This is a genomic window from Flavobacterium sp. SLB02, from assembly GCF_009664855.1.
In the GTDB taxonomy this organism is placed as follows: domain Bacteria; phylum Bacteroidota; class Bacteroidia; order Flavobacteriales; family Flavobacteriaceae; genus Flavobacterium.
This window is the reverse complement of record NZ_CP045928.1, coordinates 2,492,483-2,505,604: the sequence shown is the minus strand read 5'-3', so window position 1 is coordinate 2,505,604 and position 13,122 is coordinate 2,492,483. Positions and strand designations below refer to the sequence as shown.

The window sequence follows — 13,122 nt, the reverse complement described above, 5'->3', positions numbered from 1 at the left end:
ATAGGAGGATGTCCTACGGGACATTCTCTTATTTTCTTCATCTTAAAATTTAGAATATTTCTTCATCATAAAAAGGCATTCTATGAAAGACTGCCATTCATTTATCACATTTTTTTTAAAACAATATGAAAACAAATCAAACTGCTGTTACTGGTAAAACTGCCAGTACGCGAAAAGGATTGCCTGCAGCGCTATGGGCATTAACTATCAGCGCATTCGGAATTGGTACTACCGAATTTGTGATTGTGGGTTTACTGCCAACCGTTGCCACAGATTTAAATATTAGTATTCCTTCAGCCGGATTACTGGTAAGCTTATATGCCATTGGTGTAGCAATTGGTGCACCTGTATTGACCGCCCTAACAGGAAGTATTCCGCGTAAGAAACTGTTAATCTGGCTTATGATTGTGTTTATTTTAGGAAATGGCCTTGCCTCAATAGCTCCTGGTTTTACGACTTTGGTTCTGGCAAGAATTATTACAGGATTAGCACACGGAGTTTTCTTCTCGATAGGTTCTACTATTGCGGCATCTTTGGTTCCAGCTAATAAAAGAGCATCGGCAATTTCGATCATGTTTACCGGGTTAACCGTTGCCATTGTTACGGGAGTACCATTTGGAACTTTTATCGGACAGGAATTTGGATGGCGTGCTACTTTTATAGGAGTTGCAGTTTTAGGATTAATTGGTTTGATTTCAGGCTGGATTCTGCTTCCAAATGAAATCAAAAACGATCAGAAAATCGCCATTAAAGATCAATTTAAAGTAGTGACAAACGGTCGGTTACTTCTTGCTTTTTTAATGACTACTTTAGGTTACGGAGGGACTTTTGTGGCGTTTACCTATTTGTCTCCCATTCTTCAAAAAATCATGGGATTGTCTGAATCAATGGTGAATATCGTGCTTGTGTTGTACGGAATTGCGATTGCTTTTGGAAATCTTATTGGAGGAAAAGCAGCCAATAAAAATCCTTTAAAAGCCCTATTGTGGATGTTTGTTTTACAGGCGATTGCTTTATTGGTTTTCAGTTTTACTTCAAGTGATTCTGTTTTTGGAATTATTACTTTGTTTATCATGGGGGCGTTATCATTTTCTAATGTTCCGGGATTACAATTGTATGTTGTTCAGTTATCAGAGCGCTATTTACCGGGAACAGAAGATGTGGCTTCAGCTTTTAATATTGCTGCTTTCAATGTCGGAATCGCGATAGGTGCCTATGCAGGAGGATTAGTAGTAGAATCTAGTTTAGGACTTGGTGCAACACCATGGGTAGGCGCTTTGTTTGTCATGCTTGCCATAGTAGTAACCTTAATGAGCTCCAGAATATCCAGTAATCTATATCCTAAAAAAGTCAAATAATTATGTTACGCTACTACAGTATTATTTTATTACTGATAATCAGTTGTAATGTAAAAATTCAGGCTCAGGATAAATCCAGTGAGTATAATCCGGTTGAGATTCATTTACAATTAAAAAGCAGTTATTTCTGGCGTGGGATGACCATTTCAGATGTGCCTTTTGTATTGGCCAGTGCGAATTTTACCAGCAAGGACGGGAATTTTAAATTTGGTGCCAGAGGCAGTAATTCCTTCAACGGAACGTACAAACAGTTTGATTATTTTGCATCTTACAAATACAAAAACCTGCGTTTTGTTGTTTACGATATTTACAACTATTCGACCTATCTGGCACCAAAAACCGATTTGTTTGATTATAATGCCGCTACAACCCGACATTTTCTAGATGCGACCGTGGGATATAAAGTTTCAGAAAAATTCCCACTGGACATTTCCTGGAGTACCATTGTTTTTGGGCGTGATCGTGATGTATTGCCGGGTGATGTTCGCGAAGAAGGTAAAGATCCGGTCAGAAACGGAAAGAATCGTTATTCGACCTATGTTCAGCTTTCGTATCCGTATCAGGTTAAAGATGTTAAACTTGAATTTTTTATAGGAGGAGTATTTGCTCTTAATGGCGAAAAAGACACCTTTTTTAGTGATAAACCCGGAATTGCTTCAGTAGGTTTTAATGCCTCTAAAGTCTTTAAATTTGGTAATTATACACTGCCCATTATGGCTTCTCCAACCTGGAATACACTTAAAAACACTGGAGGAGTAGTATTAACCGCTAATTTATTTTAAAAATGAAAACAATTTGTAAAATTCATATACCCGGCCGTATGACTCTCGGAATAGAATTTCCGTTAGACAACGACTGGTCTCTTGAAGGAGAGAAAAAAAGAAAAAAACAGGGCCGTCCTTTTGGTATTCCGGATATCAGCAGGCATGCAGAACTTGTCAAGTTAGTCGATCAACTTGGGTTTGCTGCTTTATGGATGAGGGAAGTTCCTGTGTATGACCCAAACTTTGGCGATGGAGCGCAGGTTTTTGATACCTTATCGTATTTGGGTTACGTGGCCGCCATTACCAAATCTGTAGCTATTGGTACCGCTGCTGTTGTACTGCCATTGCATGATCCGCTGCAGTTGGCCAAAGCAATTGCTACGATCGAAAATTTATCAGACAGCCGTTATCTTTTTGGCGTTGGTTTAGGAGATCGTCCTGTAGAATTTCCTCTGTTTGGATTTGATTTTGAAAGCAGGGCAGAGCGGTTTGTATTGAACCATGAAATAATCAAAGAAGCCTGGAAAGAGAAGAGTTCTCTGTATCACTTTTTCGGAAAGGCTTCTAACGGAATCGAAATTTATCCAAAACCTAAAAAAGAAATTCCGTGGATTTTAGCAGGAAGAGCAAAACAAAGTATGGGGTGGATTGCGCAAAATATGCAGGGTTGGTTCAATTATCCAAGGGATGTAAAAGACACGGAAATTTTAGTGAGAGAATGGAAAAATGCACTTTATGACAACAATCAGGCTTCGAAACCTTACATATCGGCATTTCATTTGAATCTTTTAAAAGATCCTGATGCACCATTTACTCCACATCGTTTTGGAGGTGCTGTAGGGATTAAGGGGGTAACTTCGATTATGAGACTTTACGAATTGGCCGGCGTAAACCATATGGCGCTCCATTTAAGAAAATCAGAGCTTCCTGTTGATGAAACTTTAAAATTGATTGCTCAGGAAGTCCTGCCGCATTTTAGCGCAGCAGATTTTAAAAATCAATCCATTCATCAGGATGAGTAATAAAATGAGTAGTTACAATCTGTTTTGAATAAAGGGATCGGAATTATTAAATAAAAAATACATCAATGAAAAAAATAAAATTAATAATTACAGCAATATCCCTGACATCAGTCATTTTTTCTTGTTCTAACTCGGAAAATGATAAAAATGAGATTGTGTGCTATAAGTGTACACAAAATATAGAAACAAAATATAATGGACTGATAGCAGGTTCCTCTTCACTGGAAGCTGATTTTTGCAATAATACACCAGTCGAAATTGAAAAGCTTCAACAAGATAGTACCTATGTTAAAACAAATGGTGAAATTACAGAAACGTCGACATTTAAGTGTAAATTAAAGAAATAGATTAGAAGAAACACATTCTATGAACCATCAATTACTCTTTTTTACTTTCCATTTTGACCTTGAATTTACCCCAATAAGGACTGTCAGCCATTTGCGAATGTCCGATTACGATGATATAATTACCTTTTTGTTGGAGAGCAATATTCAAATCCATTCCAAACGGGCCGTCTGAGGCGTTGTCAGGAGAGATAATCTGGTTGAAACGGATATTGCCTTTGCCGGTAGTAGGAATAATATTGGCTGTTAAATTGCCTGAATCTTCATTTTTAAATTTAACGTAAACTCTTGGATGAATAGAATCTATAACACCTTCGGCAATAAAAAGGCCTTTTTCATTTTTAAAATCCATGTAGATAGTATCGCCCACTTGTTTGTTCTCTGTTACTTCTTTCTTTGTAATAATTGAATCTGAAGTGGGAACAGGAGCACTCTTATTTTCTTTCTGTTGGCATGAAAAAAGGAAAGCTGACAGTAAAAGCATTGAAAAATTTTTCATAAATAATATTTTTAGTAAAACATCTCAAATTTAATGCTTATTTGAGATGTTTTGTTACATAATAGCATTTGTATTTTGTAATATCCGGATCAATAAATTGCATTATAAGGAACTATAAATCAGTTTTTTTAAATAAAATAAAAGAGACGGTTTTAAACGAGTTGTCGATTGATTTCTTAGCTTTGTACAACGCACCAAAAACAAATCCTATCATGCCAGTAATTGAACAATCAGAATATAATTTTCCTTCTATTATTCATCGCAACAGGCACGTTTCTACTATTTATGCAGCTTTGTTTAAAAAGTTTGATGCTCCGGGATACACAAGAGAGAAAATTGAGTTAAATGACGGAGATTTTATCAATATTGATTTCATTATCAATGATCCTAAAAAAGCAGTTATTTTATGCCATGGCCTTGAAGGTGATTCCCGCAGAACGTACAATAACAGCTGTGCGGTTTATTTTCAGGAAAAGGATTTTTCGGTTTTTGCATGGAACAATCGAACTTGCGGGGGAGAAATGAATCGTTTGCCCAGACTTTATCATCATGGTGCAGTAGATGATCTTGATGAAGTAGTGCAGTTTGTTTTACAAAAAGGATTCGAAGAGGTTTATTTAATAGGATATTCGATGGGAGGGGTGCAGCTCCTGAATTATTTTGGATGGACAAAAATCGATGAGCGTATAAAGGCAGGAGTTTGTATTTCAGTACCCACTCATATCGCAACAAGTGCAGCTGTACTCAAACAAGGTTTTAACAGGGTTTATTTAAAGAATTTTACAATTGATATTAAAAGAAAACTAAAATACAAAGCAGCGCAGTTTCCTGATTTTATAAATCGTGATCAAATTGACAATATCACTTCTTTTGATGAAGTCGATCATTATTTTACGGCACCACTGCATGGTTTTGCCAGTCGCGATGATTATTATCAGCGTGTTTCTCCTGAATTTTCACTTAAAGATATTACTACTCCGGTCTTAATTATTAATTCTCTTGATGATCCTTTTTTAGGCGAAAGATGTTACCCCAGAGCTATAGCGCAGGAAAGTGCCTATGTTTATCTTGAAACTCCAAAGTACGGAGGCCACTGTGCTTTTCCGTTGCGTGATTCGATGTATTCATACGCAGAGAAAAGAGCTTATGGTTTTTTTAAATCCTACTAATAGCCTGCAGAGAGCGTCTAAAACTCCATAATAATTTTTTACTATATTTGACATCGATATTGATTTTTATATTGAATTTAATGTGTTAAATTTTAATGTTTTAATCGATATTTAGTGCGTCTTTTTTATTGTAAAGCATCTACTTTCAAACAGTAATTTCATATAATAAAAAAGAAACAGAATGATCAAACCCCATTTTAAAATGAAAAAAAACCTAGGAATTCTTTTATTTGTATTGAATGTTGTAAATATGTTTGGGCAAACACCAGCTGTATCAGGTAAAACTAATTATTCTAATAAAGCTTTAACCATTAATGATATGGTTACTAATAAAGTGATAAACCCGCTTAAAAAAGTTGCGCTAGACGGACAATCGATCCTGATTTATGATTACGACGGTTCGCTTATGTCATTTAATTTAGAATCTGAAGGATTCAACTGGACGGTTAAAGCAACAGATAATCATACAGAAATGTGCGCCAATCAGGTAACGCTAAAAGATGGTGTCATATATGTTCCGTTTATTAACGGTGAGATTTTCGCGATTAATAGTAAAACAGGTGAAATTTTCTGGAAATCAAGATTGGGTAATATCACAGATCAAATCATACTAAAAAATCAAATTCCGGTTATTAATGATGGAAAACTGTTTATCACTACTCAGGATCCCAATAACAACATTTATGCTCTTGATTTAAAAGACGGAAGTTTAATATGGAACTACAAACTGGACGCTACAAATAATGACATTCCGGTTCTCTTTTTTGATAACAAAGTTTTTACCCAAAGCGGCAACAATTTTTATAGTTTTGAAGCCAATACAGGAAAACTTCTTTCCCAAAAAAGCTTTGAGGAACCCATACACGGAAAGGCTGTAACCGATGGTGAAAATGTATTTGTAGCCAATGAAAAAGACGTGCTTTTTGCTTTAAATCCTAATACTCTGAATATTTTATGGCAGTTTAAATTAGAAGAAGGTCAAAATAATATCAAAGAGCGCATATTTAGTAAAGACAAAAAGGTATATTTTGCAGGACAAGGCCCGGAAGTTTCTTCTCTATACGCTTTAGATTCAAAAACCGGAACTCAACTTTGGAAAACGGACTTTAAAAATGATAACATCGAATACATTATTGAGGAAAGTGATAATGCCTGGGGATATACCCGTAAAGGAAAACTTTTTCAAATCGATATGGCAAATGGTGAAATAGCATTCGAAATAAAGCTATCAACCTTACCAATTTCTAATCTTGAATTTGCTGAGGATAATTTCTTGTATTATTATTCAGATGCTGCTTTAATTCAATTTGAATTTAGTACAAAAGACGAAAACGAAGTGTATCTGCGAACTTCTATTAAGGATGATGCTTATAGCGCTTATTTAAAAATACTTCGCTAACAAAAAAGAAGCTGTCTTAATACTAAAGCAGCTTTTTTTTGGGACATTTGGCGATACACTATTCCTTAAAACTAACATTCGCGACTTAATTTAAAGCACAACAAATGGTTTCGTAAGTATGTTTAAGTCAGTGATTTTGACACTAAAATAAAAAAATGCATTTTTTTTTAATCTAATTTACTCTTTTTCAGCATCGTGATGAAAAATGTAGTACATTTATGAACAATAAATAATTAATAAGATGCAAGAAGGTACAGTAAAATTCTTCAATGAAGAAAAAGGATTTGGATTTATTACTCCAAAAAACGGTGGAAGTGAAATTTTTGTTCACGTTTCAGGTTTATCAGAAAATATTCGTGAGAACGACGAAGTGCGTTACGAAATAGCAGAAGGCAAAAAAGGGCCTAATGCTGTAAATGTCTCTGTCGTTTAATATATGATGAAAAATGATCTAAAGTACCTGCTGTGAAGCAGGTATTTTTTTTTGATAAAAAGCGCGTCGAGACTGAGACGATAATGTTTGAACTAGTTTGTAAAAAGTTTAATTATAAAAGGTTATGAATAATAAAGCAATACTGGAAAAAGCAAATGCAGCTGTTAGCAATGGTGATAATGAAGGTTTTTTATCCTTTTGCACTGAAGATACCAAATGGACTTTTGTAGGGGATAAAACTCTGGAGGGAAAACAGGCGGTTAGGGCATATATGGCAATAGAATATCTGGAACCGCCAAAATTCAAGGTTGAATATCTCATCGCCGAAGATGATTTTGTTACCGCAATTGGTACAATCAGCCTTAAGGATAAGAGCGGTAAATTGGTCGATTATTCTTATAGCGACACCTGGCGATTTCGCGATGGTAAAATGGCCGAGCTAAAAGCTTTTGTAATTGAACTCAGTTCCAAATAAATTTTTTCTGGCGATGTTGTCTTAATCGCTTAGGGATTGAAAACGCCCTTTATAGTTTCACTACAATTTTTCCCTGTTTCATTACAAATATTGAATTTTGGATCTTCTATTCTTTAATTTTTAGAATTTAGTACAATATATTAGCTTCTAAAATCAAAAAATACGAATATGCAGCCAAATTCAAATTCAGATTCATTATGGGGAAGTAAAAGAAAAATTTCATTTTTAGAGAAGCTTTTTTGGGGAACTAAAAGAGAAAAGAAAGCGCTTACTACTCCTGAAATAATCGAAAAAAACTGTGAAGGTATTTTAATAGGAGAACAAAAATTAAAATCCTTTCTTTTTTCGACAGATATGGCGATTATTGAAAACAATGATGCTGATGCAATTCTTGCTGTTTATCCTTTTGCACCTTCGTCAAGAATTATAAAATCACTGATCGATTTTTGTAATAAACCGGTAATATGCGGTGTAGGAGGAGGAACAACACGAGGAAAGAAATCTCTTGAAATGGCACAATATGCCGAAGAAATGGGTGCTGCGGGAATCATCGTCAATATACCATTTGAGAATAATGATCTACAAAAGATAAGAAAAAAAATTTCGATACCAATAATTGCCAGTATTGCTTCTGCAGATTATAAATTTTTAAAAAGCAAAATAGATTCCGGAGTCGATATTTTTCATGTTACGGGAGGAAAATACACCAATAAAATTCTGAAAGACATTGCCGTAAATTTTCCGGGTTTTCCAATAATGGCAACCGGCGGTACAAGTATCGGCAATATCGAAGAATCGATATCCTCAGGTTCTAAAGCAATTGTTCTTTCGCCTCCTTCGAATAAGGATTTATTCAAAACAATGATGGATAAATACCGAAAGAGTTTACTGGATTTCTAACAGATACAAATAATCCTATTTAGAATTCTAGTTTTCTGTTTTTGACTTTGCCTGTGATGAGGCAGTATTTTTCATATTGTTTGTTTCATATGAATTTGAGCATGGGATAGCATTATCAGAAAGGTCATCCCAGTGTCCCCAGTCGCCTTTATATTGTTTTCTGTAAACCATGTCGGTTTTATTGCCATAAATAAGGGTTTCATAAGGACATTTTTTAAGATTCTCGTTGTTGTTTGGGGTGGAGTTTTTCATGACGCTTATTTTTGAATGGTTAAGAGATTCAAAATTAGACATATACTGATGGTTTGTTTTATATTTAAGCGTCTATTTGTTGTCAAATTATCATGTTGGATAAATTTTTATAAATGAGATTCAATAAATTGAGGTACAATTATTTAAGTAGTTTTTCCATCAATTAAATCTTTGTTAAAAGTGTAAAGTCATTTTAATATTAATTTGAACTTTGTAAGAACTGTTTAACTAAAAAGAAATGATTATGGAAACGCAAATAATTGAACTGGAAAAAAAATATTGGCACGGAATGGAAAATCATGATTATGAAACGGTAAAAAAACTAACTGGTTTTCCTTGTATTATAGCCGGAAAAAATGGTGTACAAACTGTAAATGAAGCCAAATTTAAAAAAATGTTTGAATCAGGAGAGGGAGATAAAATACAAATATTGAATTTTTCTGATATAGAAGCGCAATTGGTTGCTGAAAATACGGCAGTGATAGCCTATTTGATAGAATTAGGAATAGCAGACAATAAACAAAAAGCTCCCATGAAATGTGCCTGCACTTCGACCTGGATCAAAGAAAAAAACAACTGGATTTGTGTATTGCATACCGAAACAGAATTGTCTGAGTAGTTTTTTAATTGAAAGAATTGGTCGCCCTGGCTAATTCTTTCAATTTATTATTTGTTTATGCTTCATCTTGACGGCGCACATTATAATTTACAATTTTTGTAAAGTTACTTTTGATCATCATTACAATAGAAAATCTCCGTGAGCTTTTTCTTCAAGCGCACTACAGAATTCACCATCAGGATAATTAGAGTCTTTACTAAAGCACAATAAAGGTTCATTTACAGATTCGTAAGTGTGATCAAGGTGGTTGCGTTCATGTTTTTCCATAAACATTTGTGATCCTGAAAATAGAGATGTTTGCTGACGGTAATTATCGTAGTAAGTCGTTATCATGTTGATTGTCTTTAAGTTTGATGTTTTGTAATCCAAATTTAATAAGACACTACAAGGAAATATTTATATCATTTCTGCTCAAAAGTTATTTAATTTTCAGTTTTTAAATCTCCTGAAATAGCTACATCGCATAAACTTGGCTGACCGCATATTTGCCAATTGGTAAAAAGTAGTACTGCTGAAATAATTGAAATCCGTACTTCATATTCAATTTCAATAATATTAAGGTAGACATCTTTCATTATCTCCATCGCGCGGAACTCTTACTATTTTACATATTGGACAAATTATAAAGGTTGATTTTAATCAAAAAAAATCAATATAGTGGTTTTTGGTAACATTAATTTGATGATTCAATAAAGGCCTGTTAAAGATTTCTTAAAATCAAAAAGTTTACTAATAGTAAATATATTTACACATTTGTGGTATAAAAAATTACTAATAGTAACTATTTAATAAGCCAATGAAAAATTTTAAAACTTTAATGATTCTATTAATGATGTTGGTGTCATCATTAATTGTTGCCCAGACTGCTACTTTTAAAGGAAAAGTAGTAGATGAACTAAATGAACCATTACCTGGAGTATCTGTTCTTATTAAAGGAACAACTTCGGCAATTACAACAGATTTTAATGGAAGTTTTGAAATTGAATTACCACAAGGTAATGAGCAGCTTGTTGTCTCTTACTTGGGATATGTAACAGCTAATTTTAATCCGGGAGGTAAAAAAACGGGTGTAATTTCTCTAAAACCTGATTCTCAGAATTTAGATGAAGTTGTCGTAACGGCTCTTGGTATTAAAAAAGAAAAGAAAAAGTTAAGTTATTCTGTACAAGAAGTTCCAGGCGACTTAACAAAAGGAAGAGATGCAAACGTAATGAACTCTTTATCAGGAAAAGTTTCCGGATTGGTTGTAGCGGCGTCGCCTGAATTTTTTAGCAGTCCCAACTTATATTTAAGAGGAAAAAAACCTTTGATAGTTGTCGATGGTGTGCCTTTAGGAACCGATACCTGGAATATAAGCCCTGACGATATCGAAAGTATAAATGTACTGAAAGGTGCCAATGCTGCAGCACTTTACGGATCTGTGGGAGGAAACGGAGCCATTCAGATTACTACAAAAAGAGGTACGCAAAATAAAAAAGATTTTGTAGTAGAGTTTAACCATAATACCATGTTTCAGGGTGGTTACAATGCTTTGCCAAAAACACAAAACGCATATGGCCCTGGTTCTTACGGAAATTATGCTTTTGTTGATGGTAAAGGTGGCGGTATCAATGATGCTGATTACGATCAATGGGGACCAAGATTCGACGGACAGTTAATTACACAATATGACAGTCCTATGGGTGCAGATGGAAAATTAATTGCAACCCCATGGCAGGCAAGAGGAAAAGACAATTTTAAGAATTTTATGGAAACGGGGCTTCTTACGACCAACAACTTAGCACTTGCTTCAAACTTTGAAAAAGGGAATATAAGATTCTCACTTTCGAATACGCATCAGGAAGGAATCAACCCGAATACAAAATTAAATATTTACAATTTTAATTTAAGCGGAAGATACAATCTTAGCGATAACACATGGGTTGATGCAAGCTCTAATTTTAGCTTTCAAACTTCCCCAAACAATCCAAATGTGCAATACGGACCAAATAGTTATATCTATAATATGCTAATCTGGGGTGGTGCTGATTATGATATTAGAGATTTAAGAGACTACTGGCAAAAAGGAAAAGAAGGTATACAGCAAAAGAATTTTGAATATACTCGTTACAACAATCCTTATTTTATGGCTTATGAATGGTTAAGAGGATATTACAAAAATGATTATTCGGGACAAATAAGTATTAATCACAAGTTCAGCAGTGATTTTGATATGATGGTGAGAACAAATATGGCGGTAACGAATTTGTTTAAAAATGAAAAATTCCCATATTCGATGACTACTTATGACAGAGAAAAAGGACAGGGAGATTATAAGGAAGAATACAACTACGGATTCAAAAATTATTCTGATTTAATGGTAAATTACCATAAAACAATCAGCAATTTTGAGGTAAAGGCAACTCTTGGAGCTAATATCAATATTGATAAAGCCCGTAATTCTTTTGCCTCTACAAATTATTTGATCATACCGGGACTATACACTTTAAGCAACTCTCAAACTCCGGTTCAGCCTACAAATTTCAACAGCCATTTTCAAACGTACAGCTGGTACGGATCTATGGATTTGTCTTATAAATCCTTTTTATTCCTGGGTGCAACAGGAAGATTTGATACAGATTCAAGACTTCCCGAGCAAAACAATACTTTTTTCTATCCGTCAGTTGGTTTAAGTGCAGTTTTGAGCGAAGTAGTAAAAATTCCGTTAGTAGATTTCTTAAAAGTAAGAACCTCGTATGCAAAAGTGGGAGGATCATTGGATATCTACAGCAACTTAGATACTTACAAGCTTAGAGATCCTTTTACAGTAGGAGGAAAAACATATAATGCAGCTTATGTTTCTGAAATTTTATCGAATAAAGATTTAGAGCCTGCATTTAACTCTTCGATTGAATTTGGTATGGAAACCAGAATGCTTAAAAACAGATTTGGTTTTGATGTGACGTATTATGAAAATACAAACGGACCACAGATTTTTGATTTAAAGTATTCAGAAACTTCAGGATATCAGGGAAGTAAACAAAACGGAATTACAACAAAAACAAAAGGTATCGAAGTTTCATTATTTGTAAAACCTCTAAAAAGCAATTCTTTCAATTGGGATTTTACTGTTAACTGGTCAACTTACAAAGAGTACTTAAAAGAAGTGTATAAAGGAATAGAAAACAACGGAAGAATTAAAATAGGAGAGCGTGTAGATGCTTTTTATATTAATGATTTCATGAGAACGAATGATGGTAAACTGATTGTTGGAAATGACGGAAAACCACTTGTCAATCCGTATCAGACAAAAGTAGGATATAAAGCTCCAGACTGGTCAATGGGTATTACCAACAATGTGAGCTATAAAAATATAGCACTGAATTTTACTTTTGATGGACGATACGGAGGAAAAATTGAAAACTATGTCAACCAAAAAATGTGGCAGAGTGGCCGACATGCAGATAGTAATACTCCCGAACGTGCCAATGATGTTATTGGTGTAAAATCATACGTAACAGACGGAGTGGTAATAACGGGTGGACAATTGATTACCGACGGACAGGGAAATACGATTAGCGATACCAGAACTTTTGCTCAAAATACAACCAAAATGTATTATCAGGATTATGCCAAATCCTATCATGGTAATTATGCAGCCAATATTATCGATAAAACGTTTTTTAAGCTGCGAGAAATAAGCTTAACGTATACTTTGCCAGCTTCTTTTATAAAACAATCGTTTATAGAAAATGCTTCTATCTCATTAGTTGGTAGAGATTTACTTTATTTTTCTAAGCACAAAAACATCGATTTAGATCAGTTTTTAAATGAGAGTGATTCGCCGCTTCAAACTCCAACCGTAAAAAGTTATGGTATCAACTTAAACTTAAAATTTTAATACCAGTA

At 34.3% G+C, this 13,122-nt stretch carries 14 protein-coding genes; 11 read left to right on the top strand and 3 right to left on the bottom strand.

All coding sequences use genetic code 11. The annotated features are described in order from the left end of the window. Nucleotides 1-125 precede the first annotated feature (125 nt). From GIY83_RS09470 to GIY83_RS09455, 4 genes are all read left to right on the top strand, one after another. On the top strand, nucleotides 126-1,358 hold the full coding sequence (locus GIY83_RS09470) for an MFS transporter (RefSeq protein ID WP_194614817.1): 1,233 nt from the start codon (nucleotides 126-128) through the stop codon (nucleotides 1,356-1,358). Nucleotides 1,359-1,360: 2 nt separating this feature from the next. Further along, complete coding sequence (locus GIY83_RS09465) at nucleotides 1,361-2,140, top strand: hypothetical protein (RefSeq protein WP_194614816.1); 780 nt, start codon at nucleotides 1,361-1,363, stop codon at nucleotides 2,138-2,140. Nucleotides 2,141-2,142: 2 nt separating this feature from the next. Continuing rightward, complete coding sequence (locus GIY83_RS09460; RefSeq protein WP_208686576.1) at nucleotides 2,143-3,144, top strand: TIGR03571 family LLM class oxidoreductase; 1,002 nt, start codon at nucleotides 2,143-2,145, stop codon at nucleotides 3,142-3,144. 65 nt (nucleotides 3,145-3,209) lie between these two features. After that, nucleotides 3,210-3,491 (top strand): hypothetical protein, encoded by a 282-nt coding sequence (locus GIY83_RS09455; protein ID WP_194614814.1) that lies wholly within the window; start codon nucleotides 3,210-3,212, stop codon nucleotides 3,489-3,491. 31 nt (nucleotides 3,492-3,522) lie between these two features. Here GIY83_RS09455 and GIY83_RS09450 read toward each other — a convergent pair whose 3' ends face one another. Next, complete coding sequence (locus GIY83_RS09450) at nucleotides 3,523-3,987, bottom strand: hypothetical protein (protein WP_208686574.1); 465 nt, start codon at nucleotides 3,985-3,987, stop codon at nucleotides 3,523-3,525. 212 nt (nucleotides 3,988-4,199) lie between these two features. On the opposite strand from GIY83_RS09450, the gene GIY83_RS09445 reads away from it, so the two are divergent. From GIY83_RS09445 to GIY83_RS09425, 5 genes are all read left to right on the top strand, one after another. Then, entirely contained in the window at nucleotides 4,200-5,156 is a 957-nt protein-coding gene (locus GIY83_RS09445; protein WP_208686572.1) for a YheT family hydrolase, read from the top strand. Nucleotides 5,157-5,358: 202 nt separating this feature from the next. Further along, nucleotides 5,359-6,555: a PQQ-binding-like beta-propeller repeat protein gene (locus GIY83_RS09440; RefSeq protein ID WP_208686570.1), complete on the top strand. Its 1,197-nt coding sequence runs from the start codon at nucleotides 5,359-5,361 to the stop codon at nucleotides 6,553-6,555. Between the two features lie 241 nt (nucleotides 6,556-6,796). Next, nucleotides 6,797-6,988, top strand: a complete 192-nt coding sequence (locus GIY83_RS09435) for a cold-shock protein (RefSeq protein ID WP_194614810.1) — start codon at nucleotides 6,797-6,799, stop codon at nucleotides 6,986-6,988. Nucleotides 6,989-7,112: 124 nt separating this feature from the next. Continuing rightward, nucleotides 7,113-7,463: a nuclear transport factor 2 family protein gene (locus GIY83_RS09430; protein WP_208686568.1), complete on the top strand. Its 351-nt coding sequence runs from the start codon at nucleotides 7,113-7,115 to the stop codon at nucleotides 7,461-7,463. A gap of 168 nt (nucleotides 7,464-7,631) precedes the next feature. After that, the gene (locus GIY83_RS09425) at nucleotides 7,632-8,363 is read left to right on the top strand and encodes a hypothetical protein (protein ID WP_194614808.1); all 732 of its coding nucleotides are present in this window, start codon (nucleotides 7,632-7,634) and stop codon (nucleotides 8,361-8,363) included. Between the two features lie 27 nt (nucleotides 8,364-8,390). Here the strand turns inward: GIY83_RS09425 and GIY83_RS09420 are convergent, their stop codons facing one another. Next, on the bottom strand, nucleotides 8,391-8,615 hold the full coding sequence (locus tag GIY83_RS09420) for a hypothetical protein (protein ID WP_208686566.1): 225 nt from the start codon (nucleotides 8,613-8,615) through the stop codon (nucleotides 8,391-8,393). A gap of 244 nt (nucleotides 8,616-8,859) precedes the next feature. Between GIY83_RS09420 and GIY83_RS09415 the strand changes: the two genes are divergently transcribed. Continuing rightward, nucleotides 8,860-9,234: a nuclear transport factor 2 family protein gene (locus tag GIY83_RS09415; protein WP_208686564.1), complete on the top strand. Its 375-nt coding sequence runs from the start codon at nucleotides 8,860-8,862 to the stop codon at nucleotides 9,232-9,234. Nucleotides 9,235-9,354: 120 nt separating this feature from the next. On the opposite strand, the gene GIY83_RS09410 is transcribed toward GIY83_RS09415, so the two are convergent. Continuing rightward, complete coding sequence (locus tag GIY83_RS09410) at nucleotides 9,355-9,567, bottom strand: hypothetical protein (RefSeq protein ID WP_208686562.1); 213 nt, start codon at nucleotides 9,565-9,567, stop codon at nucleotides 9,355-9,357. A gap of 463 nt (nucleotides 9,568-10,030) precedes the next feature. Here GIY83_RS09410 and GIY83_RS09405 point away from each other — a divergent pair, with 463 nt between their 5' ends. Continuing rightward, nucleotides 10,031-13,114, top strand: coding sequence for a SusC/RagA family TonB-linked outer membrane protein (locus tag GIY83_RS09405; RefSeq protein WP_208686560.1), 3,084 nt, complete (start codon nucleotides 10,031-10,033; stop codon nucleotides 13,112-13,114). The last annotated feature ends 8 nt before the right edge of the window (nucleotides 13,115-13,122 follow it).